Origin of the sequence: Streptomyces kronopolitis (genome assembly GCF_014646275.1) — a bacterium.
In the GTDB taxonomy this organism is placed as follows: Bacteria; Actinomycetota; Actinomycetes; order Streptomycetales; family Streptomycetaceae; genus Streptomyces; species Streptomyces kronopolitis.
On sequence record NZ_BMND01000002.1, the window covers coordinates 184737 to 211556 of the forward strand.

25 protein-coding genes and 1 pseudogene are annotated in these 26820 nt (G+C 70.7%); 7 read left to right on the plus strand and 19 right to left on the minus strand.

Going from position 1 to position 26820, the window contains the following annotated elements:
* Position 1 precedes the first annotated feature (1 nt).
* Both IEY78_RS02610 and IEY78_RS02615 read left to right on the plus strand, forming a co-directional pair.
* Entirely contained in the window at positions 2–1819 is a 1818-nt protein-coding gene (locus tag IEY78_RS02610) for an ABC transporter ATP-binding protein (protein ID WP_189095867.1), read from the plus strand.
* Between the two features lie 102 nt (positions 1820–1921).
* Entirely contained in the window at positions 1922–2308 is a 387-nt protein-coding gene (locus IEY78_RS02615) for a DoxX family protein (RefSeq protein WP_189095868.1), read from the plus strand.
* Here IEY78_RS02615 and IEY78_RS02620 read toward each other — a convergent pair.
* From IEY78_RS02620 to IEY78_RS02630, 3 genes are read right to left on the minus strand one after another with little or no spacing between them, the layout of a single operon-like run.
* Positions 2286–2933: a LutC/YkgG family protein gene (locus IEY78_RS02620; RefSeq protein ID WP_189095869.1), complete on the minus strand. Its 648-nt coding sequence runs from the start codon at positions 2931–2933 to the stop codon at positions 2286–2288. The two genes, IEY78_RS02615 and IEY78_RS02620, sit on opposite strands and share 23 nt — an antisense overlap.
* On the minus strand, positions 2930–4420 hold the full coding sequence (locus tag IEY78_RS02625; protein WP_189095870.1) for a lactate utilization protein B: 1491 nt from the start codon (positions 4418–4420) through the stop codon (positions 2930–2932). Before IEY78_RS02625 ends, IEY78_RS02620 begins: the two co-directional genes overlap by 4 nt.
* A complete protein-coding gene (locus IEY78_RS02630) occupies positions 4417–5169 on the minus strand; it encodes a (Fe-S)-binding protein (protein WP_189095871.1) in 753 nt (250 codons plus the stop codon). Before IEY78_RS02630 ends, IEY78_RS02625 begins: the two co-directional genes overlap by 4 nt.
* Positions 5170–5821: 652 nt before the next feature.
* Here IEY78_RS02630 and IEY78_RS02635 point away from each other — a divergent pair.
* Complete coding sequence (locus IEY78_RS02635) at positions 5822–7123, plus strand: MFS transporter (protein ID WP_189096177.1); 1302 nt, start codon at positions 5822–5824, stop codon at positions 7121–7123.
* Here IEY78_RS02635 and IEY78_RS02640 read toward each other — a convergent pair.
* From IEY78_RS02640 to IEY78_RS35080, 11 genes and pseudogenes are all read right to left on the minus strand, one after another.
* The gene (locus IEY78_RS02640; protein ID WP_189095872.1) at positions 7102–7506 is read right to left on the minus strand and encodes a hypothetical protein; all 405 of its coding nucleotides are present in this window, start codon (positions 7504–7506) and stop codon (positions 7102–7104) included. The genes IEY78_RS02635 and IEY78_RS02640 overlap by 22 nt on opposite strands.
* Positions 7503–8033 (minus strand): 2OG-Fe(II)-dependent halogenase WelO5 family protein, encoded by a 531-nt coding sequence (locus IEY78_RS02645; RefSeq protein ID WP_189096211.1) that lies wholly within the window; start codon positions 8031–8033, stop codon positions 7503–7505. The genes IEY78_RS02640 and IEY78_RS02645 overlap by 4 nt, the downstream gene beginning before the upstream one ends.
* Positions 7955–8902: an alpha/beta fold hydrolase gene (locus IEY78_RS02650; RefSeq protein ID WP_189096178.1), complete on the minus strand. Its 948-nt coding sequence runs from the start codon at positions 8900–8902 to the stop codon at positions 7955–7957. Before IEY78_RS02650 ends, IEY78_RS02645 begins: the two co-directional genes overlap by 79 nt.
* A gap of 173 nt (positions 8903–9075) precedes the next feature.
* On the minus strand, positions 9076–9723 hold the full coding sequence (locus IEY78_RS02655) for a class I SAM-dependent DNA methyltransferase (protein ID WP_189095873.1): 648 nt from the start codon (positions 9721–9723) through the stop codon (positions 9076–9078).
* 89 nt (positions 9724–9812) lie between these two features.
* The gene (locus IEY78_RS02660; protein ID WP_268240244.1) at positions 9813–10790 is read right to left on the minus strand and encodes an oxidoreductase; all 978 of its coding nucleotides are present in this window, start codon (positions 10788–10790) and stop codon (positions 9813–9815) included.
* A 638-nt stretch (positions 10791–11428) separates the two neighbouring features.
* Entirely contained in the window at positions 11429–12547 is a 1119-nt protein-coding gene (locus IEY78_RS02665; RefSeq protein ID WP_189095875.1) for an NAD(P)-binding domain-containing protein, read from the minus strand.
* Between the two features lie 167 nt (positions 12548–12714).
* Positions 12715–13920 (minus strand): LLM class flavin-dependent oxidoreductase, encoded by a 1206-nt coding sequence (locus IEY78_RS02670; protein WP_189095876.1) that lies wholly within the window; start codon positions 13918–13920, stop codon positions 12715–12717.
* 1 nt (position 13921) lies between these two features.
* On the minus strand, positions 13922–14968 hold the full coding sequence (locus tag IEY78_RS02675; protein ID WP_189095877.1) for an ABC transporter substrate-binding protein: 1047 nt from the start codon (positions 14966–14968) through the stop codon (positions 13922–13924).
* Positions 14969–15195: 227 nt separating this feature from the next.
* Positions 15196–15963, minus strand: a pseudogene (locus tag IEY78_RS02680) (ABC transporter ATP-binding protein); the annotation flags it as partial.
* On the minus strand, positions 15936–16898 hold the full coding sequence (locus IEY78_RS02685; RefSeq protein ID WP_373294047.1) for an ABC transporter permease: 963 nt from the start codon (positions 16896–16898) through the stop codon (positions 15936–15938). The pseudogene IEY78_RS02680 and the gene IEY78_RS02685, both read right to left, overlap by 28 nt.
* A gap of 457 nt (positions 16899–17355) precedes the next feature.
* Entirely contained in the window at positions 17356–17445 is a 90-nt protein-coding gene (locus IEY78_RS35080) for a putative leader peptide (RefSeq protein ID WP_352231883.1), read from the minus strand.
* Positions 17446–17590: 145 nt separating this feature from the next.
* Between IEY78_RS35080 and IEY78_RS02690 the strand changes: the two genes are divergently transcribed.
* Positions 17591–18013 (plus strand): secondary thiamine-phosphate synthase enzyme YjbQ, encoded by a 423-nt coding sequence (locus IEY78_RS02690; RefSeq protein WP_189095879.1) that lies wholly within the window; start codon positions 17591–17593, stop codon positions 18011–18013.
* Positions 18014–18340: 327 nt separating this feature from the next.
* Here IEY78_RS02690 and IEY78_RS02695 read toward each other — a convergent pair whose 3' ends face one another.
* A complete protein-coding gene (locus IEY78_RS02695; RefSeq protein WP_189095880.1) occupies positions 18341–19465 on the minus strand; it encodes a homogentisate 1,2-dioxygenase in 1125 nt (374 codons plus the stop codon).
* Between the two features lie 364 nt (positions 19466–19829).
* Between IEY78_RS02695 and IEY78_RS02700 the strand changes: the two genes are divergently transcribed.
* The 3 genes from IEY78_RS02700 (at position 19830) to IEY78_RS02710 (ending at position 21887) form a co-directional block, all read left to right on the plus strand.
* The gene (locus IEY78_RS02700) at positions 19830–20786 is read left to right on the plus strand and encodes a LysR family transcriptional regulator (protein WP_189095881.1); all 957 of its coding nucleotides are present in this window, start codon (positions 19830–19832) and stop codon (positions 20784–20786) included.
* 238 nt (positions 20787–21024) lie between these two features.
* Positions 21025–21639 carry a nucleotide-binding protein gene (locus tag IEY78_RS02705; protein ID WP_189095882.1) on the plus strand — a complete coding sequence of 205 codons (615 nt, stop codon included), beginning with the start codon at positions 21025–21027 and terminating at the stop codon, positions 21637–21639.
* Positions 21636–21887, plus strand: coding sequence for a hypothetical protein (locus IEY78_RS02710; RefSeq protein WP_189095883.1), 252 nt, complete (start codon positions 21636–21638; stop codon positions 21885–21887). Before IEY78_RS02705 ends, IEY78_RS02710 begins: the two co-directional genes overlap by 4 nt.
* Before the next feature lie 177 nt (positions 21888–22064).
* Here IEY78_RS02710 and IEY78_RS02715 read toward each other — a convergent pair whose 3' ends face one another.
* The 4 genes from IEY78_RS02715 to IEY78_RS02730 form a co-directional block, all read right to left on the minus strand.
* The gene (locus tag IEY78_RS02715) at positions 22065–22880 is read right to left on the minus strand and encodes an SDR family NAD(P)-dependent oxidoreductase (protein ID WP_189095884.1); all 816 of its coding nucleotides are present in this window, start codon (positions 22878–22880) and stop codon (positions 22065–22067) included.
* 160 nt (positions 22881–23040) lie between these two features.
* A complete protein-coding gene (locus IEY78_RS02720; RefSeq protein ID WP_189095885.1) occupies positions 23041–24267 on the minus strand; it encodes an MFS transporter in 1227 nt (408 codons plus the stop codon).
* A 94-nt stretch (positions 24268–24361) separates the two neighbouring features.
* The gene (locus tag IEY78_RS02725; protein ID WP_189095886.1) at positions 24362–25432 is read right to left on the minus strand and encodes a hypothetical protein; all 1071 of its coding nucleotides are present in this window, start codon (positions 25430–25432) and stop codon (positions 24362–24364) included.
* Positions 25433–25562: 130 nt separating this feature from the next.
* On the minus strand, positions 25563–26669 hold the full coding sequence (locus tag IEY78_RS02730; RefSeq protein WP_229699660.1) for a cupin domain-containing protein: 1107 nt from the start codon (positions 26667–26669) through the stop codon (positions 25563–25565).
* Between the last annotated feature and the right edge of the window lie 151 nt (positions 26670–26820).

Below are 26820 nucleotides of genomic sequence, written 5' to 3' on the forward strand. Positions count from 1 at the left end.
CATGCGCAGCGACGATCCCCAGTGGACCCCACCGCCCAAGGACCCGGACACGCCGGTGCCGTTGCGGCGGATCCTCGCCCTCTTCCGCCCCTACCGCGGCCGGCTGGCCCTCGTCGGCCTGCTCGTCGGCGCCTCCTCGCTGGTGTCGGTGGCCTCTCCGTTCCTCCTCCGCGAGATCCTGGACGTGGCCATCCCCGGCCGGCGCACCGGGCTGCTGAGCCTGCTCGCCCTCGGCATGATCGCCACGGCCGTCACCACCAGCGTCTTCGGCGTGCTGCAGACCCTGGTGTCGACCACCGTCGGCCAGCGCGTCATGCACGACCTGCGCACCGCCGTCTACGCCAAGCTCCAGCGCATGCCGCTGGCCTTCTTCACCCGCACCCGCACCGGCGAGGTCCAGTCCCGGATCGCCAACGACATCGGCGGCATGCAGGCGACGGTCACCTCCACCGCCACCTCCCTGGTCTCCAACCTGACCTCCGTCCTCGCCACCGTCTGCGCCATGGTCGCCCTCGACTGGCGGCTGACCGTCGTCTCCCTGCTGCTGCTCCCGCTCTTCGTCTGGATCAGCCGCCGGGTCGGCAACGAACGCAAGAAGATCACCACCCGGCGCCAGAAGCAGATGGCCGCGATGTCCGCGATGGTCACCGAGTCCCTCTCGGTCAGCGGCATCCTCCTCGGCCGCACCATGGGCCGCGCCGACTCCCTCACCAAGGGCTTCGCCGACGAGTCCGAGCGCCTGGTCGAGCTGGAGGTCCGCGCCAACATGGCGGGCCGCTGGCGGATGGCCACCATCGGCATCGTCATGGCCGCCATGCCCGCGCTGATCTACTGGGCGGCCGGACTCGTCCTCCAGCTCGGCGGCCCCGCCTTCTCCCTGGGCACCCTGGTCGCCTTCGTCTCGCTCCAGCAGGGCCTGCTGCGGCCCACCGTCTCCCTGCTGTCCACCGGCGTGCAGATGCAGACCTCGCTCGCGCTCTTCCAGCGCATCTTCGAGTACCTCGATCTGCCGGTGGCCATCACCGAGCCCGCCGAGCCGGTCCGGATCGCCGCCCCGCGCGGCGAGATCCGCTTCGAGAACGTCACGTTCCGCTATGACGCCGACGCCGCCGCCACCCTCGACGGCATCGACCTGACCGTCCCCGCCGGCGGCAGCCTCGCCGTCGTCGGACCGACCGGCAGCGGCAAGAGCACCCTGAGCTACCTCGTGCCGCGCCTCTACGACGTGACCGGCGGCCGGGTCACCCTCGACGGCACCGACGTCCGCGACCTCGACTTCGACACCCTCGCCCGCACGGTCGGGGTGGTCTCCCAGGAGACCTACCTCTTCCACGCCTCGGTCGCCGACAACCTCCGCTTCGCCAAGCCGGACGCCACCGACGAGGAGATCGAACGCGCCGCCCGGGCCGCCCAGATCCACGACCACATCGCCGCCCTCCCCGACGGCTACGACACCCTCGTCGGCGAACGCGGCTACCGCTTCTCCGGCGGCGAGAAGCAGCGCCTCGCCCTCGCCCGGACCATCCTGCGCGACCCGCCCGTCCTCGTCCTGGACGAGGCGACCAGCGCCCTGGACACCCGCACCGAGCACGCCGTCCAGCAGGCCATCGACGAGCTGTCCGCGGGCCGCACCACCCTCACCATCGCCCACCGCCTCTCCACGGTCCGCGACGCCGACCAGATCGTGGTGCTGGACGCCGGCCGGATCGCCGAGCGCGGCACCCACGACGAGCTGCTCGCCGCCGACGGGCGCTATGCCGCGCTGGTGCGGCGTGACGCAGACCTCACCCCGGCCGGTGAGCAGATGATGGCCCCGTAAGTGACCCGCGGGTAAGGTCGGGGGCGCGGCGGCCAGTTCATTGGTCGGGGTGGCCGCCGCACCCCCTTCCCGGCCCGCCGCCCCTACGCTCCGGGAGTTCCCGTGACCGCCGACGACCGTTCCGCCCGCGCGCTGGCCCGTCTGCTCGCGGGGGCGGGCACCCTCCACTTCCTCGCGCCGAAGCCCTTCGACGCGCTGGTGCCCCGGCGGCTGCCCGGCACCCCGCGCGCCTGGACGTACGCCAGCGGCGCCGCCGAACTCGCGGTCGCCGCCGCCGTGGCCCTGCCCCGCACCCGCCGGGCCGGCGCGCTCGCCGCGGCCGGCCTGTTCGCCGCCGTCTTCCCGGCAAACGTCAAGATGGCCCGCGACTGGCGGCACCGCCCCGCCCCGCTCAAGGCCCTGGCCTACGGACGGCTGCCCGCCCAGCTCCCCCTGATCGGCTGGGCCCTGCACACCGCCCGCGCGGCTACGCCCCCGTCAGCAAAATGACCTCCAGCGTCCGCGGACCGTGCACCCCCTCCACCCGGTCGAGTTCGATGTCGCTGGTGGCGGACGGCCCGGAGATCCAGGTCAGCGGACGGTCCGGCGCCAGCCGCGGCAGCGCCTGCGGCACCGAGTCGACCACCTGCTCGGGGACGCGCACCACACACAGATGATGGTCGGGCACCAGCGTGATCCGCCGACGGCCCTGATCGGGCCCGCCGTCCAGCACCAGGGTGCCGGTCTCCGCGATGGCCACCGCGCACCCCGTCAGCACGCTGTCCACGGCATCGAGTTCACGCGCCGTGGCCGACGCCCGGTCCTCGACGCGGGTGATGTCCGACGCGGCCACCCAGGAGGCGTCCAGGCCCGGCGGCACCAGCAGCGTGCGCGCACCGCGCTCCGCCAGCAGCCGCCCGATCAGCCCCGGCAGCGCCCCGGCGGTACTGCGGTGCACCAGCGCCCGGTAGTCCGCGAGGTTCTCCGCGAGCAGCTCGACGGTCTCCTCCGCCGTACGGGACCCGTGCACCCGCCGGTAGTCACGCGCCACCGGCACCTCGTCCGGCCGCTCCTCGCGCGGCACATCCGCCAACGCCCGGCGCACCCGCGCCAGCACCACCTCCCGGCTGCTCATGCCTCGCCTCCTGCCTGCTCGGACGGTTCCCCGCGGGTGCGCCGCCACCAGTCGCGGAAGGACTCGGCGGGCACCGCGGGCAGATCGCGGGTCCGCGACCAGGCGCGCCCCGGCCCCGGCAGCCGCCGCGGATGCAGCCGCCGGGTGCGGGCCGCCAGCCGCTCCCCGGCGCGCAGCGCCCCCGGATGGTCGAAGGCCCAGGTCGCCGCGCGCATCGCGGCCCGCTCCGCGGCATGGCCCCTGGCCGGCTTGAGCACGACCCGCGACCCGCCCCGGGTGACCGGCCCGCCCTGCACCACCCGCTCCCGCAGATGCACCAGCACCTCGGGGATGTCGATGGCGACCGGACACACCTCGTAGCACGCCCCGCACAGCGAGGAGGCGTACGGCAGCGAAGCCTCCAACGACCCTTCGATGCCGCGCAGTTGGGGAGTGAGGATGGCGCCGATCGGGCCCGGGTAGGGCGAGCCGTAGGCATGGCCGCCGGCCCGCTCGTACACCGGGCAGACGTTCAGGCAGGCCGAGCAGCGGATGCAGCGCAGCGCCTGCCGCCCGACGGTGTCGGCGAGGGTATCGGTCCGCCCGTTGTCGAGCAGCACCAGATGGAAGGTCCGCGGACCGTCGCCTTCCGTCGTGCCCGTCCAGGTGGAGGTGTACGGATTCATCCGCTCCGCGGTGGAGGAGCGCGGCAGCAACTGGAGGAAGACCTCCAGGTCCCGCCAGCTCGGCACCACCTTCTCGATGCCGACGACGGAGATCAGCGTCTCCGGCAGGGTCAGGCACATCCGGCCGTTGCCCTCGGACTCCACCACGACCAGCGTGCCCGTCTCGGCCACCATGAAGTTCGCGCCGGAGACCGCGACCTTCGCCGACAGGAACTTCTCCCGCAGATGCAGCCGCGCCGCCTCGGCCAGCTCGGCGGGGGAGTCGGAGAGCCCCTCGGGCGCCGGACGCCCCCAGTCGGCCATCTCCCGCCGGAAGATGTCGCGGATCTCGGAGCGGTTGCGATGGATCGCCGGCACCAGGATGTGAGACGGCAGATCCCCGCCGAGCTGCACGATCAGCTCGGCCAGATCCGTCTCGTAGGCACGGATACCGGCCTCGGCCAGCGCCTCGTTCAGCCCGATCTCCTGCGTCGCCATCGACTTGACCTTGACGACCTCGTGCTCACCGGTCTCCCGCACCAGCCGGGTCACCAGCGCGTTGGCCTCGTCGGCGTCCGCCGCCCAGTGGACCTGCCCGCCCGCGGCCGTGACCGCGGCCTCCAACTGCTCCAGATAGTGGTCCAGATGGCGCAGCGTACGGTCCTTCACCGCGGCGCCCGCCGCCCGCAGTTGCGCCCAGTCGTCCAGCTCGGCCACGGCCGCCGCCCGCTTGTCACGGATGGTGTGGGTGGCATGGGTGAGGTTGGCGCGCAGCCGGGTGTCACGGGTGGCGGCCGCCGCGGCCCGGGGGAAGGCCGGCATGCCCAGGTAGGTACCGCTCACCACTCGTTCCCTTCCGTACTGGCCAGGATCTCGGCGATATGCACCGGGCGGACCGCCGCACCCTGCCGGCTCAGAATCCCGCCCAGGTGCAGCAGACAGGAGTTGTCGACCGTGCAGAGCGCCTCGGCGCCGGTCGCCCGCACATTGCGGACCTTGTCGGCGCCCATCGCCACCGAGACCGCCTCGTTCTTCACCGCGAAGGTGCCGCCGAAGCCGCAGCACTCCTCGGCGCCCGGCAACTCCCGCAGCTCCAGCCCCCCGACCCGCTCCAGCAGCCGCCGCGGCCGGTCACCCAGCCCCAGCATCCGCAGCCCGTGGCAGGTGGGGTGATAGGTGACGGTATGCGGGTAGTAGGCGCCCACATCCTCCACCTTCAGCACATCCACCAGGAACTCCGTCAGCTCGTACGTCTTGGCCACCGCGGCCGCCGCCGCGTCCGCCAGCTCCGGGCCGCGCCCCTCGGCGGCGGCCTTCGCCCCGATCCGCGGGTAGTTGTCCCGCACCATCGCGGCACACGAGCCGGACGGGGTGACCACATGGTCGACGTCGCGGAACACCCGGTCGAAACGGCGCACCAGCGGCTCGGTCGCCTGCCGGTAGCCGGTGTTGAACTGCGGCTGGCCACAACAGCTCTGCCCCTCCGGGAATGCGACCTCCACCCCCAGCCGTTCCAGCAGTGCCACCACCGCCTGCCCCGTCCGCGGCTGGAGCAGATCGTTGATACAGGTGACGAACAGTGCTACACGCACATTGCACTCTCCTTTCGACCGCCACGGCCCCTGGCGGCCAGCCGCTTCCGCGGTACATGATCACCTGGCAGTCCATCCTGCCCCAGCGGCAGGCCCACGAGAAGAACCCGGAGCGGAGGACCATGTCGAGCCCCGAGTACATACCCGAGGACCGGGCACCCGACGGCACCCACCCGCCGTCACACCTCCGGCAGCTGGCCGCCGCTTCCATCGGGAACGCGGTGGGGTGGTCCTCCTGCACGGTCGCGCAGGCAGCCCACTTGAGCGTCCCGTACTTGCATCTTCGCAGGTCGGAGCAATCATGTGGGTGATCATGCATCTGCGGGTGCTGCTGAGTCTCGCCGTCTCCGGCCGGGTCGAGGCTGGCTGTTCGCTGACTGACCTGACGACGAGCCAGCAGTGCTCCGAATGCCTGGGCTGAGCCTTTGCGTAGGGGTGGAGATGCTCACTCCGCATGCCAGGTGACCTCGATGGAGCGGTCGACGGTGAAGGTTCGCTTGTGGCGCGCGGCGCTACGAAATAGGGAGAGGTCGGCACGGTGTGATTGCCGTGCCCGAAGGCGGGGAGATGCGTGATCATGGGATCTTTCAACGAAGGGCCGGCGTCCGAGGGCGGGTTGGATTCCCCTGCTGAGGGCTCTCGTGCCGGCGCGATGACCCCGCCGGCGCGCCCTGTGCGGCAGCTGCTCGCCGCCTCGGTCGGCAATGCGGTGGAATGGTACGACTGGTACACATATACCTTCCTTGCCACGTATATCGCCGCGCAGATCTTCCCGATGGGCGCGGCGAATTCGCTGGTGCCGCTGCTCTCGACATTCGCGGTCTTCGCGGTGGGATTCTTCATGCGGCCCGTCGGCGGGCTGCTGATGGGCGCGGTCGCCGACCGGCGCGGGCGCCGTGCGGCGCTGACGGTGACCATTCTGCTGATGGGCGGCAGCAGCCTGCTGGTGGGGCTGACGCCGACGTACGCTGCCGCCGGGATCCTCGCACCGGTCGTCCTCGTCCTGGCCAGGCTGCTGCAAGGGCTGTCGGTGGGCGGGGAGTTCGCCGCCTCGACGACCTTCCTCGTGGAGTCGGCCGGGCCCGGGCGGCGGGGGCTCTTCTCCAGCTTCCAGTATGTGTCGACGACCATCGGCCAGCTCGTCGCTTCCGGCGTCGCGGCGGTACTCGTCGCGAATCTCGCGCCCGCCACCATGGGCAGCTGGGGCTGGCGGGTCCCGTTCGTGCTGGGCGCGCTCCTGAGCCTCGTGGGCTTCTGGGTCCGGCGCGGCGCGCGCGAGACTCTTCCCCAAGCGCTCGACTCCGTTCGAGCAGGGGAGACCCCCGTCGAGAAGCAGGCGAAGGCGTCCCGGCCAGGCCTCTTCGAGGCGTTGCGCCGCCATCCGCGCGAGTCGCTGCTGATCTGCGGAATCACGGCGGGCGGCACACTCGCGTACTACACGTGGACGTCGTACCTGCCGACGTACGCCGAGCTCAACGCCGGGGTGGGGAAAGCAGACGCGCTGCTGGCGGGCACCCTCTCGCTGACGTTCTTTGCCCTGCTCCAGCCCCTCGCGGGCATCCTGTCCGACCGGATCGGGCGCAAGCCGCTACTGCTGACGTTCGGAATCGGCTTCGCCGCGCTCATCGTGCCGCTGCTGCGCTCGCTCGACGACTCCTTCGTCACGCTGCTGCTCGTGCAGTGCGCGGGAATGATCCTGCTGAGCGGCTTCACGGCCGTCTCGGCGGCCGTGAACGCCGAGACGTTCCCGGCCAGGGTGCGCGCCGCGGGAATCGGTTTCCCCTACTCACTCACCGTTGCCCTCTTCGGCGGCACGGCACCTTATGTCGGCACCCTGTTCAAGGACATGGGCCACGCCGGCCTCTTCCCCGTGTACGTGGCCGTGCTCTGCCTGGTCTCCTCCGCCGTCTACTTTCGACTGCCCGAGACGGCTCACGGCCCGCTGGAGCGGTGAGGGTGGCGGGTGCCTGCTACCGACGGCCCTTCCGTTCCAGCCGGGAAGTGGAAGCCCTCGTCCGCCGGTCTGCGGGCGGTGCCGGGCCGATGCCGCTGCTCGTGCCGGCGACCACGGCGGTGCGCGGCCGACCCGGCGTCGCCCGTCTTTCCGGAGCGGTCGCTGTTGTCCTCTGTGTGCAGTGCGAGGGACAGGTCCAGCTCGGCCGCGTTGAAGAAGATCTCCTCCGGGGCATGTTCGATGAGGCGGTGACGGGCCCGGCCGTCCTGGAGGAAGGCCAGCAGGCGGTCGGAGGTCGTGCCGGTGGTGCCGATGGTGCGGTCCGTGTGCCGTAGCGGGACCGCCCGTGCGGGGGCGTCGGGCGAGACCGTGTGTGCCGTCATCCCCACACCACCGCCGAATTGAGCGCGTCGTCGGCGAAGCCCAAGAAGAAGCCCATGGTGAGGCGGTCGGGACCGGTGACCCGCTCGATGGAGTGGTATTGCGTGGGGTTGATCAGGTAGATGTCTCCGGCCTGCGGTGTGAACTCGTGGCAGGGATAGCCGTCGACCACGGTCTCGTCGTAGCCGAGACCGTCCTGGATCTTGTACGCCTCGTCCACGGGCTCCCAGGGCTTGCGGTACATGCGCAGCTCGCCGCCGGCGTCGCACTCCTGCAGGCAGACCACGCAGCTGAGCTGGTACGCGAGGTCGGTGAGGGCGAGGCCGGTGCCCTGGGCGTCGCGCATGATGTTGTCGTTGTGCAGCGGGTTGCGGACGCCGTCGGCGTGGATGCGGACGACGGAAGCCTCGTAGTCGCGGCCGTCCGGCTCCTGCGCGACCGAGACCGCGCTCAGGCACCTGCCCTGAGGAATTCGATGAGCGCCGCGTTCACCTCGTCCGGGCGTTCCTGCTGGGTCCAGTGCCCGCAACCGGGCAGCTTGAGGGGCTCGCGCCAGAGGCTGGGCATCAGGGCGGGGAGGCGCTCGATGAGTTCGGGTGTGCCGGGGAAGGCGGGGACGAGGTCGCGATCGCCGTAGATGTACAGAGCCGGCCGGGAGACGACGGCGCCGTGCCAGGGAGCGGTCAGTTCCCAGTTGCGGTCGAGGTTGCGGTACCAGTTGAGGGCCCCGGTGAAGCCCTCGGAGAAGCTCTCGGTGAGCGCGTCGAGATCGTCCTCGGTGAACCACTCCGGAAGGACCTCGGGGTCCGGCATGCTCGCCAGCCAGCCCTGCCCGGGTTCGATCAGCGGCTGCTTGACCTCGCCGGTCTCCGAAGCGGAGCCGGAAGCCGAGGAGAAGAACTTCCGGAGGGTGGTGCGGACGTCACGCGCGAACTCGGCATCGGCGACACCGGTGCGGTTGAAGTAGTTCCAGTAGAAACGGCCGCCGAACCTCTTGTCCATGGCGGCCAGCGGAGGCTGCGTCCCCCGGAACGGGGGCGGCACGCTCAGGCCGGCCACCCCGAGCACCATGTCCGGTCGCAGCAACGCGGTGTGCCAGGCGACCGGCGCGCCCCAGTCGTGCCCGACGACGTACGCCTTCTCCTCGCCCAAGGCCTGGATCAGCCCGACGACATCGCCGACCAGGTGGAGGATGCTGTACGCGTCGACGTCGTCGGGACGGTCGCTGCGCCCGTATCCGCGTTGGTCGGGGGCGACCACTCGGAACCCCGCCTCGGTCAGAGGTCCGAACTGGCGGTGCCAGGAGTGCCACGACTCGGGAAACCCGTGCAGCAGCACCACCAGGGGCCCGTCGCCCTGCTCGGCGATGTGCAGTCGAACGCCGTTCACGTCAACCATCCGATGCTCAACCATGGTCATGAGCGTACGCCCGGTGATCCTTGACGCGCGGGCCCAGGTCGTGTCCGCAAATAGGGGGCGCCCGGGGCGTGTGTCCCGACGGGCCGTTCAGCCGTCGACGCCGTCATGGCGGGCAGCGCCCCGCGCCGCCCTCGGATGGGTGACTCCGTGGTCTACGCCTTGTGCGCGAGGAGCTGGACCTCCTGGAACTGCCGCCGGTCGGTGGGCTTCGGCTCGCTCACCAGGCGGGCCGACTCCGCGAGCCCGTGCGCACGCAGGAGCGCGGCGAGGTGGTCGGGGGACCACCGGTAGGCCGTCGTCACCGTGTGGTCGTAGGCCTGTGTCTCGTGGTCGGGGCCGTCGGTGGCCGGGAAGCTGATCAGCAGGTGCCCGCCGGGGGCCAGGACCCGGGCGAACTCGGCCAGGAGGGCGGGCAGCTCCCGCGGCGGGGTGTGGATGACGGACCACCGCGCGAGCACCCCGCCCAGCGCCCCGTCCGCGATGTCCAGCGCGGCCATTGAACCGACCTCGAACCGCAGCCCGGGGTGGGCCGCGCGGGCGAGTTCGATCATCACCGGGGAGGCGTCGACGCCGAAGGCCTTCAGGCCCAGCCCGTCGAGGTGCGCGGTGAGGTGGCCCGGTCCGCAGCCGAGGTCCGCGACCCCGCCGTCACCGTTCGTCCGCACCAGCTCCGCGAAGGCACTCAGCAGGCCGCGCTCCAACGGACGGTCGCGCAAGGTGTCGTGGAACAGCTCGGCGTAGGTGGGGGCGATGGCGTCGTAGGCCTCGCGGGTGGCGTGCACGGTGTCGGGTTCGGTCATCCGGAGACCGTAGCGGGTGGCCGGCCTTCTCCGGGGCGGCCTCTCCCTCCTCGCCGATCGCACCTGGAGGAGAGCCCCCAAGTACGTTGCTAGGCGGTCGCCTTCGAGCTGCCCTGGCCATCCGACCCGTCCGACCTACCCGCCCCATCCGGGTCGTCCATGGTGCCCGAGCCATCGAGGATGTCCAGATCGGCCCGGGAGAGGCGCAGCGCGCCCGCGGCGATGTTCTCGGTCAGGTGGCGGGGGTCGGACGTGCCGGGGATCGCCAGGACGTGCGGCCCGCGGTGCAGCGTCCAGGCCAGCCGGATCTGCGTGGGTGTCGCGTCGTGGGCGCGGGCGATCGCGCGGAGGGCGTCGTCATGGGTGTCGACGGCGGACGCCTCGCGCCGATGGCCCGAGATCGCGAAGAACGGCACGAACGCGATGCCTCGCCGACGACAGAGGTCCAGCAGGCCGTTGGCGTCGGCGGTCCGCTGGTCCAGGCTGTAACAGTTCTGCACACAGACCACGGGCGCGATGGCCCGTGCCTCGGCGAGATGCCCGGGCGTGACACTCGACAGGCCCAGGTGGCGGATGAGCCCGGCCTCCCGCAGCTCCGCCAGCGCGCCGAAGTGCTCGGCGATCGATGTGATGCCGTTCCTGCGCAGGTTGACGACGTCGAGATGGTCCCGACCGAGCTGGCGCAGGTTCTCCTCGACCTGCCCGCGCAGTTGCTCGGGCCTGGCCATGGGCAGCCACGCGCCGGACGGATCCCGCCCGGGCCCGACCTTGGTCACCAGGACCAGATCATCGGGGTAGGGCGACAACGCCCGGTTGATCAGCTCGTTGGCGGAACGTAGCGGTGAGAAGTAGAACGCGGCGGTGTCGATGTGGTTCACCCCGCGCTCGACCGCGCTCCGCAGCAGTCCGATCGCCCGCTCCCGGTCGATCGGCGGACCGTCCGAACCGCCGCCCATCCCGTTGCCCGTCAACCGCAGCGCACCGAAACCGAGACGGTTCACCTCCAGGTCCCCGAGCTTCCAGGTACCCGCGTCCGCCGCGGCAACCGCCGCCGTGCCCGCATGCACCGCACCGGCCCTCACTGGTCCCACCGTGCCCCACCCCCATGGTTCTCGTCCCGACGCCACCGCCACCGTCACCGCCGGTTCTGTTTCCGGTTCCGTTCCGGTTCGGGAGTATGGGCCGACGGCCATCACCGTGAGAAGGCGTACCGGGCGGGCGAAAAGTCACACCAGGGACGGGAACTCCGCGGCGCGGCCCGGCCGTTGGAGAGGGTGGAGCGGGCCGGCGGGGACCCGGGGGCAGGAAGCCGCCGCACGCGAAGGCGCCGCCGCTCCAGGGACAGGGGCGGCGGCGCCTTCATGCGGGGTGGGTCAGATGAGCCACCCCACGAAGTGCAGGACGCACGCGAGAAGGTTGGTGAGGATGTTCATCGGGGGCTTCTCCTTGACGTGTGGTGTGGGATCCAACTCGTCGGCCCGTAAAGGGATATCGACCGGAGGGCGTCGGCTTACGGTCTGCAGCCCGCCGCCTGCGCCTCGTCCACAGTGACCGCCGGGGGAAGTCAATTGAAGGCCCCGTCTCTTCGATCATGCATGCCCGCGAACGCGTGTTCCCGCATCCGAGCGTGAGCAGGTGAGAAGCCTCCGCGATGCCCCCGGGGAGGCAGTGAGCTGCTCGCCCTCAGGAGGCCGGGCTCCCCGCCTCAGGAGGCGATGCTCCCTGCCAACTCCAGCTCACCCCGGCCAGGTTGACGGGGCCCGTCGAGCAGCCGCCGGATGTCGCGGACCGCGGCGCGCCCCGCCCGGTTGGCGCCGATCGTGCTCGCCGACGGTCCGTACCCGACGAGGTGCACCCGCGCATCGTGCAGGGTGCGGGTGCCGTCCATCCGGATGCCGCCGCCCGGCTCGCGCAGCCGCAGTGGGGCGAGATGGTCGAGCACCGCGCGAAAACCCGTCGCGTACAGGACGACATCGGCCTCGACCGTACGACCGTCGGCCCAGGCCACCCCGCCGGGCGTCAGGCGCTCGAAGAGCGGCTGCCGGGCCAGCACGCCGCTCGCCCGGGCCTGCCGCAGCGCCTCGGTCATCGGCAGCCCCGTCACACTCACCACACTCTGTGGCGGCAGCCCCTGCCGTACCCGCTCCGCCACGAGGGCGACCGCGGCCCGGCCCTGCTCCTCGCCGAACGGCCCCTCCCGGAACACCGGTGGCCGACGGGTCACCCAGGTCGTGGCGGCCGCGACCGGCGCGAGCTCCATCAGCTGCTGGACGGCCGACGTCCCACCGCCCACCACCACGACCCGCGCACCGCGGAAGTCCTCCGGCCCCGCGTACTGCGCGCTGTGCAGCTGACGGCCGGCAAAGACGTCCTGGCCCGGAAACCGGGGCCAGAACGGCCGGTCCCAGGTCCCGGTCGCATTGATCAGCGCCCGTGGTGCGTAGGCCCCCTCGGACGTCTCGACCAGCAGCCGCTCGCCGTCGCCCGTACGCACCGCCGACACGCTCACCGGCCGGTGCACCCGCAGCCCGAAGGTCTCCTCGTAGCGCGCGAAGTACCCGCCGATCACCTCGGACGACGGGCGCCGCGGATCGGCGCCGGTCAGCTCCATGCCCGGCAGCGCGTGCATCCCGTGCACCTTGTCGTACGTGAGCGTGGGCCACCGGAACTGCCAGGCCCCGCCGGGGCGCGGAGAGTGATCGAGCACGACGAAGTCGCGGTCCGGCGCCCAGCCGGCCCGCCGCAGATGGAAGGCCGCGGCCAGGCCGGCCTGCCCGGCACCGATCACCACGACCTCGACGTCCCGCACCCCGGAGTAGTTCATGTTTCATCCAACCGGGGAAGGGGTGGATGTCTTCCCGGACCGCGGGACGCCTTGTCGGCGCAGTGGACCCGGGCTCGGACGCCCGCGCGCCCGGAACCGGCGGGCGGGGGCCCGCGTGGGGGCGGCGCTCACCGCTACCGCCCCCACGCTGTCCCACACCACCCCGCTCAGCGGCCGCCCGCGACCAGCAAGGGCGCGCCACCCGGTGCGGACGCAGGCCGGCCGTTCGCGGCGGGCACCCCGTCCAGCGGTGGGCGTCCGGCATCCAGCAGTCCGCGGGCCGCCAGCTCCGGCCGGACGCCCTCCCCGAACCAGTACGCCTCCTCCAGATGCGGATATCCGGAGAGCACGAAGTGCTCGACGCCCAGTGCGTGGTATTCCTCGATCCGGTCGGCGACCTCGGCATGGCTGCCGACCAGCGCCGTCCCGGCACCGCCGCGCACCAGGCCGACGCCCGCCCACAGATTGGGCGAGATCTCCAGCTTGTCGCGCGACCCGCCGTGCAGCGCCAGCATCCGCTGCTGTCCCACCGACTCGCTCTTGCCCAGCGCCTGCTGCGCGGACGCGATCGTCTCCGGGGCGAGATCGTCGAGCAGCCGTCCGGCGGTCGCCCAGGCTTCCTTCGACGAATCCCGCGAGATGGTGTGCAGCCGGATGCCGAACCGGACCGTACGCCCCTCCTTCTCCGCCAGCCCGCGGATCCACTCGATCTTCTGCCGGACCTGCTCGGGCGGCTCTCCCCAGGTGAGGTAGACATCCACGTTCCGGGCGGCGACCGGTCCCGCGGCGGGCGAGGAGCCGCCGAAGAAGATCTGCGGCAGCGGATCCGGCGGCAGCGCCGTCAGACCACCCTCGATCTGGTAGTGCTCGCCCTGGAAGTCGAACGGCTTGCCGCCCCACACCCCGCGTACGACCTGCAAGAACTCATCCGTGCGGGCATAGCGCCGGTCATGGTCGAGCGAGTCCCCGAACCGCCGCTGCTCGGTCGAGTCCCCGCCGGTCACCACGTTCAGCAGCAGCCGCCCCCGCGAGATCCGCTGGTACGTCGCGGCCATCTGCGCCGCCAGCACCGGCGAGATCACCCCGGGCCGGAACGCGACGAGGAACTTCAGCCGCTCCGTCACCTGGGTCAGCGCCACCGTCGTCAGCCAGGCGTCCTCGCACCAGGTACCGGTCGGCGTGAGCACCGCCTCGAACCCCAACTGCTCTGCGGCCTTGGCTATTTGGGCGAGATACTCGATGTCCGGGGCCCGTACCCCGCTCACCGGAGTGATGCGGTCGCGCCGGATTCCTCCGTCGGTGTAGGCGTGCCGGTCGACGAGCGTCCGCCCGTCGCCGCCGGTCGGCAGAAACCAGTGCAGGTGTACGGACATCTCAGTGCGCCTTTCCGTAGGTGTGCGGTGCCGTGCTCGAAGGCGGCAGGTCACCGTTGAAACGCGGGTCGACGAAGTCCCCGAAGCGGAAGGACCGCGGAATCAGCTTCTGCGCCGCGAACGCGTCCACGATCCGCTGCTCGGAGGCGACGGCGGGCTTGTCCACGGCGACCGCGACCGCCGTGCCCCGGGTGCGCCGGACCGCGTCCAGCGCCGTCTTCCGCGGCAGCCCGGTCTCCTTCGCCCAGGCCTTCGCGAAGTCGTCGGGGTGGGTGAACACCCAGTGCTGCGCCCGCCGCAGCCGGTCGGTGTAGTCCTTCAGCGCCGCGGACTTCTTCTTGTCGTCCAGCGCGGCCGGCGCGGCGACCTGGAAGCCCAGCCCGTTGACCACGCCCTGCCCGGTGGTCAGCACCCGCGCCCCGGCCCCGTCCAGGGCCTGTGAGGTGTACGGGTCCCACACCGCCCAGGCGTCCACCTTCCCGCGGGTGAACGCGGCGAGCGCGTCGGCCGGCTGGAGATAGCTGAGCGTGACGTCCATCGGCGTCAGTCCGGCCTTCTTCAGCGAGGCGATGAGCTGGTAGTGCGCGGAACTGCCCTGGGCCACGGCGATGGTCTTGCCCTTGAGCTGCGCCGGATGCTTGAGCGGGGAGCCCCTCCGTACCAGGATCGCCTCGCCGTCCGCCCTGCTGTGCGTCGCCGCGATCACCTTGATCTTCGACTTCGCCGCGGCGGCGAACACGGGCGGCGTGTTGCCGACCGCGCCGACATCCACCGCCCCCGCGTTGACCGCCTCCAGCAGCGGCGGCCCCGAGGTGAACGTCGACCACTTGATCTTGTACGGAAGGTCATCCAGCTCCCCTGCGGCACGCAGCAGTGCCTCCGAACCCCCCTTCTGGTCACCGACGTTGAGCGTCAGCGACCCCTTGCCGTCCGTACCGCTGCCGGTGCCGCCCCCGGCCCCCTGGGCCCGCGGCGCACCCCCGCAGCCGGCCAGCGACAGGGCGAGCGGAAGCAGCAGGGCGGCCGGGCCGAGATGGCGTGCTCTCATGGTGTGTCCGTTTCGTTCTGGGGGTGGAGCGGGGTGGCGGGATCGGGACCCTGGAGGGGGTCGGGGGCGGTTGCGGGGGTGAGGCGTTGCCCGGCGTCGGCGTCGGCCTCGGTGCCGACGCGGGTGCCGGTGCCGGTACCGGTGTCAGCGGCTGCGGTTGTTCCTGTTCCTGTTCCTGTTGCTGCGGGGACGGCAGTCTGCGTACGGGTGCCGGGCACATCGCCCTCTTCCTCCGCACCCTCCACCCCCAGCCGGTCGAGCAGTTCGGCGCGCAGTGCGCCGAAGCGCGGATCGGAGACCTCGCGCGGCCGCGACAGCTCCACCCCGGCCTCGTACGCGATCCGCCCGCCCTCCATCACCAGCACCCGGTCGGCGAGCAGCAGTGCCTCCTCCACGTCATGGGTGACCAGCAGCACCGCGCAGCCGCGCTCCTGCCACAACTCCGCGACCAAGCGCTGGGCCTTGAGCCGGGTCAGTGCGTCAAGGGAGCCGAACGGCTCGTCGAGCAGCAGCAGATCCGGCTCCCGCACCAGTGCACGGGCGAGCGACGCGCGCTGTGCCTCACCACCCGAGAGCGTCTTGGGCCAGGCATCCGCCCGATGCCCGAGGCCGACCTCCGCCAACGCCCGTACGGCAGCCTCGCGTTGCGGACGCCCCGGCAGTCCCAGCACCACATTGCGCCAGACCCGCTTCCAGGGCATCAGTCGCGGTTCCTGGAACGCCACGGCCTTGCGGCGCGGCACCAGCACCTCGCCCGCGATCTCCCGGTCGAGCCCGGCCAGCACCCGCAGCAGGGTCGACTTTCCGCAGCCGCTGCGCCCGAGCAGTGCCACGAACTCACCGGGACGGACGGACAGCTCCAGGCCGTCGATGACCACCCGGTCACCGAACGCCCGCACCAGCCCGCTCACCTCCACGGCGGCACCGGGGCCCGCGGGGGGCGGCGGCTCCCGGTGGTCGATCCCGGTCACCGGCCCGTGAACGTCGGTCGCCATTGCAGCAGCAGCCTTTCGAGAGTACGGATGAGGAGGTCGGCGAGCAGCCCGAGGAGCGCGTAGACGACCAGGCACACGACGATCACGTCGGTGCGGAAGAACTCCCGGGCCTGGTTCATCAGAAAGCCCAGCCCGTCATCGGCGTTGATCTGCTCGCCGAAGACGAGCGCGAGCCACGCGGTGGCCAGCGAGTAGCGCAGTCCGGTCAGGGCGCCCGGCAGCGCACCGGGCAGCACCACATGCCGGATGAGGCCCCAGCGGCTCAGCCCGAGCGAGTTCCCCGCCTCGACCAACTGCTCGTCCACGCCACGGATCCCGGCATACACGTTCAGATACAGGTGGAAGGCCACTCCCAGCGAGATCAACGCGATCTTGGGCGCCTCACCGATGCCCAGCCAGATGATGAACAGCGGGATCACTCCCACCCACGGGATGGCCCGCAGCATCTGCACGGTGGCGTCGACCAGGTCCTCACCGAGCCGCGAAAGCCCCGACACCAGTGCCAGCACCACACCCGTCACGCCACCCAACAGCAGCCCGACAGCGACCCGTTGGACCGACACCAGCATCGCCGAGGGCAGCGTGCCGTCCGAGACCAGATCACCGGCGGTCGCCGCGATGGTGCCGGGCGATGCCAGAATGCCGGCCTCCAGCACCCCACTCGCGCTCAACACCTGCCACAGCACCAGGAGCGCCACCGGCCCGGCCGTACGCCGCAACCACCGCGGCACCGCCCACCGACGCCGCGAATCCGGCACCACACGCACCAGCTCAAGCCCGTCGCCCCGACCACCGGCAACACCCTCGGCCTCACCCCCCGCCGACTCCTCCGGCGGCTCCCTCCACTCCTCCGAACTCCCCAAGTGGACGGGCTGCGAAGAGGAATCGGCGACATCGGGCGGCACATGGCCGCGCACGGCCTGCTCAACAGTCATGAATGCTCCACGGGCGGGGGAGGGGAGGGAGAAATACAGAGAGAGGGGGCGAGGCGCGAGAGAGAAGGCGAGGTGCGAGGGAAACTCCCGCCCCGCACTGAACCGCCACGCACGCAGAAATACCCGGCATGACGACGAGACCGAAGCCATCGGGAACGAGAATCAGGCCGCAAAGAATCAACAGCGAGACGCGCACACACGAGACGCCTACACGACACACCTGCGGCGAGCCGAATACGCAGCACCACAAGATGCAACAACGCACCCGGAAGGCTGGCTTACGACACACATCCCGGTGCCGCGAACGCCCGCAGCGCCATTCCCGTGCCGGGCCAGAAGACTCGGGGTCGCAACTCCACCGGAACAGAACCCCTCACGAGCCCGAGCAGCCGTTCAGCAGCCTGACCGCATCACGAGCAACAGGCCGTGCATCCGGCCTCCCGCATCTGCTGTGGCGTCAGCAACAGCCGCCGCGGCGACACGCGGCAGAGGACACCCGCACCAGGTCGATATGACCGCGCGTGGTGAGCAGGGCTGAGGTAGGCATGCCGATGAACGTAGCTGCGCCGTCCAAGAGGGGTCAATCGTCATCTCGGCTGGTGGACCCTTATTGCCGGAGCATGTCGGCAACATTGCGAGAGGCGCCCGCGAGGCTGGCGACACGGACGCGCCGCCCATAGGAAAATGCACGCATGAGCACCGCATTCACCACCCGCACCCTGGAAATCACCACCGGCACCACCGAGACCGTCGCCGACCTCACCACCGACTGCGCCACATTCCTCCAAGAAGTGGCGGACGGCCGCGACGGCCTCCTGAACATCTTCGTCCCGCACGCCACGGCCGGTATCGCCCTACTGGAAACCGGCGCCGGCAGCGACGAAGACCTCCTGGCCGCCCTCCATGACCTCCTCCCCGCAGACAACCGGTGGCGCCACCGCCACGGCACCCCCGGCCACGGCCGCGACCACGTCCTCCCCGCCCTCGTCCCACCCCACGCCACCCTCCCGGTCATCTCGGGCCGCCTGGCACTGGGCACATGGCAGTCGATCTGCCTGGTCGACACGAACGTGGACAACCCGGAACGGACGGTGCGGCTGAGCTTCCTGGGCTGACGAAGATCGCTCAGGACGGCTTCGTCCTGGCAGGACCGGAGGGGTGAGATGAGACCAGAAGCCCGACCAGGCAGACCACATGGCGTGGGCGGTCGGAGCATCAGGTCCTCTGATGCTCCGACCGCCCATCGCTGTACAACGCCCTCCCGCGCTGGCACCGCATCACAAAGATGGCCCGGTGAGGACTTGCTGAAGGCAGAAGACCTGCTGCTCCACGATGTAGCCGGGGGCGACATCCAGGTCCAGCTCTGCACCGACCTGGAGTGCATGCTGGTGGAGGACACCACAGTGGAGTGGCCGGAGCAGCTCTCGCCGTCCGTCGCCGTGTCAGCCGCGATAGCTCTCGTGGCGGGCGAAGTCGGGTATCTCGACGGTCTCGAAGGCTTCGGTGTAGCGCAGGGGCCGGGTGGTGTCGACGTTCCATACGTAGAACGGCAGCCGACTGCGTGGGTTGGCGTGGCGGACCTGGTCGGGACCGTGGTTCATGCCGGCCGGTGTGACGCTGGCCAGCCCCGCCGGCGGACCGACCTGTTCGTCGTCGCCGGTGCCGAGGAAGACGAACAACTCGTCGTAGTCGACGTTGCGGTGGGCCGGCTGTGCCTTGTCCGCGTCGTCCGCCGTCTGGGTGGGCCGGGGGGCCATGGTGACGAACCAGTTCTGCCCGGCCTGGAAGGTGGCGTGTGCCATCGGCGGGATTTCGAGGCGTTCGCAGGCGAGCGGGCGGAGGTCCGCCAGGCGCAGCCGGAAGGGAGCCAGGGTGCCGGTCCAGCCTTCCACGTCGGCGGGGTCGAAGGCGTAGAAGATTGACGACAGTTCGCCCGCGCGTTTGACGAGCACCTCCCACTCGCCGGCCGAACTCTGCGCGCAGGGGGCGGCGATGCCGGCGTCGAGCTCGGGGACGTGGAGGACGCCGCGGTCGAAGGGCAGGAAGTGCCCCAGCAGCCCCCGCTCGGGGAGCGTGATCGGCTCCCGCGTCTCCACCACGTAGGTGACGTGCTGCTCGGCGTCGGGGTCGGGGACGATGCGGTAGTTGGTGCCCTTGGGGATCACCAGGTACTCCAGCGGCCCGTACGCAAGGGTGCCGTAGTCGGTGACGAGGGCGCCACTGCCCGACTGGACCAGCAACAGGGTGTCGCCGTCGGTGTTGCGGAAGTAGTACGGCATCGGCGCCGTCCGCTTCGACACCGAGACCGTGATGTCCTCGTTGAACAGCAGCGGCGTCGGCAGGGCACGCTCGTCGTGCTCATCGGCGGCCGGAACGTCGGTGAGCCGGATGCCCCGGGGCCGGATCGGGCCCTCCACCCGCAGCCAGTCCGTGGTCGGGTGGGCGTGGTAGAGCTGAGAGACATCGCCCTCGAACCCCTGACGGCCGTGGTGCTCCTCGAAGGTGCCCTCGGGCACTCGGGCATGTGCCTGGCGGGAGATCCGGCCCTGAACGTGCTTCGCGAACATACGGTGACTTCTCCATCGGGCGCCGGCGCGCGCCAAGCGCCCTATTTGGTGAGTGAGTTGGAGGTGGGTGTGGTGTGGTGGCCAGTCCGGCGAGAGACCCCGTCCGGCAGCAGTCGTGCCAGGCACGGTGGCGACGCAGCCCCGACCGCACCGCACCGCACCGCGCCTCGCGGAGCCGGTAGGTACGCGCGGCCACTGGCTCGCCACGTCACCCGCCTTTGACGCAGCGATCAAAGGCCGGTGGCACGTTCGGTGCGCGCCCCTCTGGCGCCTGCCACTCCATGAGTCAACAACCACAGCATGCCGCCGGTCCAACACCCTTCATCGGATACGTGACAGCCTCAGACTGTTACGGTGGGGAGTTGTGGACCTCGACCTGCGCCAGGTGCGCTATGCCGTCACCCTGGCCGACGAACTCCACTTCGGCCGGGCCGCGGACCGGCTCACCATCGCCCAGCAGACTCTCTCCGCCCAGATCAGAACCCTGGAGAAACGGCTCGGCGTCCCGCTGTTCACCCGCGATCGCCGCCACGTCGCCCTCACCCCCGCCGGCGAGATCTTCGCCGAACGCGGCCGACGCCTCCTCGTCGACGCCGGGCGTCTGGTCGACGATGTCACCCACACCTGCACACCCCTGCGCATCGACGTCGTTGCCGAGGGCCTTCCCTCCACGCTCCTGATCCCCCACCTGCGCACCCAGGCCCCCGACCTGCCGTTCGAGGTGCTCCAGAGCCACGGCATGGCCGCAGCACTGCCCCGCCTCCTCACCGGCGACCTCGACCTTGCCTTCGGCCGCCCCTTCGGCCTCGGCCGCTCCCTCGGCGCCGCCCTCGCCACCATGCCCGTGGGCCTGGACCCCATCGGCGTCATCCTCCCCACCGGCCACCCCCTCGCCGACCGGGACGAGGTCCCCCTTGCCGCCCTCGCCGATCACCCGCTCCTGATCCACTCGGCGGACGAGTCCGCCGAGTGGCACGACTGGGCCGATCAGGCCGTCGCTGCCTTCGGGCTGAAGGTGGCGACACGCGTACGCGGTCACGGCAGCACCTCCGCTCTGGCCGCCGTCCAAGCCCTCCGCCACCCGGCCTTCGGTCGCACCTCCGCACACATCCCCGACGGCCTCACCGTCCGGCCCCTGACCGACCCCGTCCCGCTCTACCCCTGGCACGCCGTCTGGAACACCACCACCGCGCACCCCGCTCTCAACCGAGCCCTGGAACTCATCCACACCTACGCCCGGACCCACCACTGGCACCGCCCCCCGGGCACCAACTGGTGGCTCCCGAAGCCCGATCGCGACACACTGCGGACCACGAACTGATCCACACCCGGGGGCCGACGAACGCGCCCCCCCAGGCATCCGTGACTAGCCGGGCTCGTCACCGCCCCCTGCGGCCGAGTGGGGTACTCGGTGCGGGGAGGTCCGGGCCGCAGGCCGCATGGCACCCGCCGTTTCTCACCGGCGTGCGGGTGAATCATGGGGCCTCGTGCTCGTGCCGACCGGAGTGGGACGGTTGTGGCCGTTATTGTCGGCTCTTGTGCCGTTGAGCTGTGCGTTTGTGAACCTCAAGCCCGGCGTCGGGAAGACGACGAGTGCTGTGTGGCTGGCCCATGCGCTGCATGAGTTGGGACTGTCGCCCCTGCTGGTCGACGGTGACCCCGCTGCTTCCGCGCTGCGCTGGAGTGAGCTGGCCGGTGGCTTTCCGTTTCCGGTGATCGCCCTGCCGGTGGGGGATGTCCACCGTCGCGTGAACGACTTCCTCGGCAACCGGCAGGCCGTCGTGCTCGATGCGCCTCAGCTGGAGGACCATCCTCGGATCGCCCGCAGCATCATGAGGTATGCCGGTGAGTGGATCGTGCCCGTGACTCCCGCCCCCATCGAACTGGACCGGATGGCACCCATCCTCGGTGAGATGGCGGACGTGCAGTCGCTGCGTGCTCAGCCGGCCCGTACAGCGGTCCTGCTCAATCGCACCAACCGGCCGGACGCCACGCGCACCGGGCCCGATGCCGACGCTCGCGACGCCCTCACCGAGCGGGGGTTCGAGGTGCTGGACACCCAGATCGCGCGGCTCGACCTGTACGCCCAGTCGTTCGGGACCTCGGTCCAGGCCAAGGGGTCGGCGTATGTGGACTTCGCGGAGGAACTGATCAAGCGTCAGGATGAGAGATGAGCCAGCGCAGGGAGAACTACCGCGCCGCATTGCGGCGCGAGCAGGACGACGTCTCCGGGCCCCGGTCCACCAAGGTCACCTCGCTGCAGAGCAGGTACATCCGGGTGACCGTCGAGGTGGATCCCGACCTGCAGGGTGATCTGACGCGATGGGTGGGGCGGCCGGTCTCCTCGGTGGTGTTCGCCGGCACGTCCGTCCTGCGGAGCCTGGCCGCCACGGTCGGCAGGGTGACTCGCCCCGGAGGCTGAGAGCTGTCCCGTAGGTGTGTGGTTGCGGAGCAGTCGTCAGTCTCGTCAGACGGTCGGAATCCTCCGCAGATGTCGTGCGTCCAGGGCCTCGCACACGGCCCCTCCACAGATGCCGCACGTCCAGGCCCCGCACACGGCCCCTCGTTCGTCCCCCCGGGATCGCCCTGCGGTCGCCCGTCACACCTCCGGGGTGCGTGGCTCGATGCGGTAGTCGAAGGCGGCGCCGCCGACGCCGACCTGGGTCACCCCGCCGTCGACGGTGAGGACGGCCCCGTTGACGTAGGACGAGGCGGGTGAGAGCAGCCAGTCGATGGCCTCGGCGACTTCCTTCGGGTCGCCCGGCCGCCTGGCGGGGTTCAGCCGGTTCGCCTCCTCGTATCCCGCCTCGGCGCCGCCCGCCAGCCCCGCCTCCGACGCGAACCGTGCCATCCGCTGGTCGGCCATCTCCGTACGCACCCAGCCCGGGCACACCACGTTGGCTCGCAGTCCCTGCGGGCCGTAGTCGACGGCGAGGGAGCGGCAGAGGTGGAGCAGACCCGCCTTGGATGTCGCATAGGCCGCGTTGCCGACGCTGTTGCGGAGGGCGGCGACGGAGGCGACCGCGACCACCGCGCCGCGTGCCGCCAGCAGATGCGGCAGCGCGGCACGCAGCAGCAGGAACGGGCCGGTGAGGTTGGTCCGGATCAGCTCTTCCCAGTCCTCGACCTCGGTGTCGCCGACCGCGCCGCCCCGCCCGATCGCGGCGTTGAGCACCACGGCGTCGAGTTTCCCGTAGGCCGCCACCGTCGCCTCGACGAGTTCGCGTACGGCCTCCGGGTCGGCGGCGTCGGAAGGGTGGGCCAGCGCGCCGGTCTCCTCGGCCACCCGGCGCAGCGGCTCGGGCCGCCGCCCGGAGATCACGACCTGGTGCCCGGCGGTGCGCAGCAGCCGGGCGGCGGCGGCCCCGATCCCCGTTCCGCCGCCCGTCACCAGGACAACACGCTGTTCCGACATGTTCGTTCGCCTCCGAAGGTGGTCAACTTCCGGTCTCTGGAACGGGAGCATACGAAGCGCCGGCATCGCCGAGCCGACCGGGTCGAGAGGTTCGGGGCTTTGCCCGCGAGACCGAGGGGTTGTTCACGCCGAGCGCCCGTCAAGCGCCACCCGAGAGCCCTCAGCCGACCAGCGCAGGTGCCTCCGGCGCCGAAAGGGGCCGGGTGCGCAGCGCCCACCGGGTGAGGGGGCGGGTGGCGAGGCCGCAGAGGGCGAGGGCGAGGCCCAGGGCCACCCAGCCGGGGCGGCCCCATTGGAGGCAGAGAGTGGTGAGGACGATCGGTGCCGCCGCGCGGACCGCGCCGTCCGCCAGGTTGAAGGCTCCCTGGTACTGGCCTTGGGCGTGTTCCGGGGCCAACGTGAAGCTGATCTCGAACGCCCCTGCCGCCAGGCCGAGTTCGCCGGAGGACAGCAGGAGGACGCCGACGAGGAGCAGGGTCGCGGCGACGGGGGCGGAGGTCCCTGTGGCGAGGGCGAGTACCGTGCAGCCGGCGAGGGCCAGGAATCCTGCGCCGCGGAGCGCGGTGGAGGCGGGCAGCGGGCCCCGTACCCATCGGGTCGCCCTGACCTGGAACAGGACGACCACCGCCGTATTCACCACCAGCAGTGCGGACAGCCACCACCGGGGTGCCGCGGTGTGCGACACCAGCCAGAGCGGCAGGACCAGGGACACCACGTCGTACTGGAAGCCGATGACGCCGCACAACAGCGACAGGGCGAGGTAGGGCCTGTCCCGCATGGCCTCCATGCGGGGTGCGCCGGGCGGGCGTGGCACCGGCGCCACGGACGGGATCTTGAGCAGCAGCCCTGCCGCGGCGAGGAAACTCAGTCCGTTCGCCAGGATGAGGAGGGTGTAGCCGGTCGTCGAGTCGAGTTGGAGCGCGATACCGGCCGCGGCGGCACCGATGCCCATTCCGAGGTTGGTGACCGCCCGGAGATGGCTGCGGACGCGGGTACGTTCCCCGGGCTCGCTGATCCGTGCGATGAGGGCGCCGCCGACCGCCTGGGCGCCGCGTTGGCCGACGGCGGCGACGGTGACCAGCGTGAGGAAGACGGCGAAGGAGTGGGTCATCGGGAACAGGAACATCGCGGTCGCCTGCACACCTTGGGTGGCGACGTACAGCCCCCGTGGGCCGACGCGATCGGCCACCGCACCGAGGGGGAGGCCCGACAGGATGCCGGCGACCGTCGCGAGGGCGAGGCCGCTGCCCACGGCCGACACACTCAGCCCGACCACGCGGGTGAAGAACAGCATGCTGCCGGCGAGGTAGAGGCCGCTGCCGACGGTGGTGACGAAGCTGGCGATCGTCAGGAAACGTACCGGGCCACGCGTGGCATCGACTCTCATATGCGCCTCTGCGGGGCGCTGTTGTTCTCCTGGTGGCACACGGCGCTTTCTCTCGGTTCTGGTGCGGATGACTGCTCTTCGGGGACGCGAGCCGCTAGTGGTGGGCCAGTTGCTCGCGCATGGCCGACAGGCATTCGGCCCGGTAGGCCGTCAGTCCCGGACCGGCCGCTCGCTTCCTGCGGTTGAACTCGCCGGTGTTCACCCAGGCCACGATCAGGTCCGCGAGGGACGCGATGCCGTCGTAGCGGGCCGTCATCCCGTCGATATGGCCGCTCAACGGATAGAAGGCGGGGAGGAGGGAGGGCAGGCCGAACCGGACCATGTCATTGACGTTGCCGGTCACACAGGTCTGGCCGCGTGTCTCGACGATGCCGTTACGGGTGAGCTGCTCGGAGACCGGAAGAATGAGGAAGTCGGATTCCGACAGCGTCCGGTCGAAGTCCTGCTGATTGACGTAACCCGGGTGATCTCGCAGCTCGACCGCGGGAGCGAGTGCCCTCCTCGCCGCTTCGACGGTGGCCTTGCTCTCCTCCGAGGAGTGCTCGCCCAGGAAGTCGACGTGCAGTCGCCTTGTCAGCCGTGGGGCGGCGAGTTCCAGTGCGGACAGCACTTCGGCGTGGTCCCTGCCGGAGTACAGCCTCCCCGGGACGCAGCACCGCACCTCGTCGCGCGTGAATGCGGTAGGCGGGTGCTGCGGGTAGGCGATGTTGAGGGCGCGGCTGCGCAGCGGGTCGCCGGCCTTACTGAGCCGGAGATCGGGGAGCAGGATCCTCGCCGCGCCGTCGAGAACGAGCTGCGCGATGGCGGCGCTCGGCCGTTTGTCGTCCGACGAGGTGAACGTGTTGAGGTTGTGCACCAGACAGTGCCAGGCGGGTTTCGTCGCGCGCGCCTCGTGGAGCGGGCCGCACAGGGCGTCGACCGGGGTGATGAGCAACAGGTGATCCTGCGCACCGATCGAGGACGCGTGCTGCTCCAGGAAGTCCGCGTACGGCAGATCCGGGGGACACACCTGCCACTCGACCGCCGGGGACGCGGCGGCCGCCGAGCCTTCGGCGCAGAACGGGTTGGTGAAGACGGTCGGGTGCGCCCCGAGGTCTATGACTTGCCGTATGAGACTGTCGAGGACCTCGCTGTGTGCGCTGAGCTCGATCAGGCCGATCTTCATCGGTGGTCTCCGTCAGTGGTGAGCGCACTGCAGTCAGCACCTCTAAAGGACTGACGTCGTGGCACGGGCCCGGGAACATGGACCGCCTGCCCGGTCGTGACGCAGGGCCTGGCAGGGATCGGTGCGGTGCTCACGCCGGCGGAGGCTGCTCCTCCAGCAGGATTCCCTCCTCGACCAGCAGCCGTAGCAGGGGGGCGATGTCCTCGTCCGGGTCGAATCCGGGGGCCCAGTCGACGGCTTCCGCCATGGTGAACGACTCGCGGCGGAAGATATTGTCGATGAGTGCTGCGGGAGCGCCGTCGAGTGTGATCTTCCGGGTGCCGAACTGGATGCGGTGCTGCTCGGCCTCGGCATCGTGATCGACCTTGACGGGGTTGAACCGAGCCTGTCGCAGACGGGTGTCGGCCTTCGTGGACAGGGCATGGAACCCGGACTGACTCGGGAGGCTGACCTCCCGGTGGCGGCTGTCCTGGGTGGTCAGATGGTTGGCGAGGTAGGTCTGCAACAGCTGGTCGTCGTCGGCAATCGCGGCGAGCCTGCCCATGAGCGCGCGGACATGTGTGGCGAGTTGGGTCGTGTCACCGTCCACGACGGGCGGGAGATTGCGCCGCCACTCTTCCTCGTCCATCAGCTCGTCGGCAAGCCACTTCAGCCAGTAGACGCCGGTGCGGCAGGTCACTCCGAGCGTCAGATGCAAAGAGGGTTCGTCGCCGGCCACCGCGTAGTGCCAGTGGCCGCGTGGAATGTAGAGCACGTCGCCCGGATGGAGCTCGGTCTCGATGTACGGGGGCCCCTTGGGCTCACCGGTGTCGACGGAGACGTTGTTGTATTTGTCGAGCGGGTACTTGTACGTCTCCTCGGAGACGACCCATCGCTTCGTCCCCTCGATCTGCAGGATGAAGACCTCATGGTCGTCGTGGTGTTGGTCGAACCCCTGCTGCGCGGGCCAGGAGCAGTACATGTTGACCTGGCTGCGGTGGCCGATCGCACGCTCGATCCCCGTCGCCAGTTCGGCGATCGCGGGCAGCCGCCGCTGCAACTGGTTGATGATCAGGGTGTAGCCGTCCTGGCAGTGCTTGATCCACTCCTCGGCCGTCTCGGGCTGGCCGGAGATCTTCTTTCCTATCGCCGCCAGGCGGATTTCTTCGCCGAACCGGAGACGATGGAAATTGAGCAGGTGGTTGAGCTGCTCCCACGAGAAGAGCGAACGGAATCGGTCCCGGTCCTGCCCGCGCAAAACGACGCCCCGGGTTGTCCAGTTTTCGCGAAGGAATTGATCGAGGGGCATCGGGTCAAGCAGGGATTCGAGAGCGAACACGCCATTCCTCACGGTTTAAGGGGAGTGCCCGGTGGCTCCAGGAGCCACCGGGCGGGTCAGGGCAGTGACT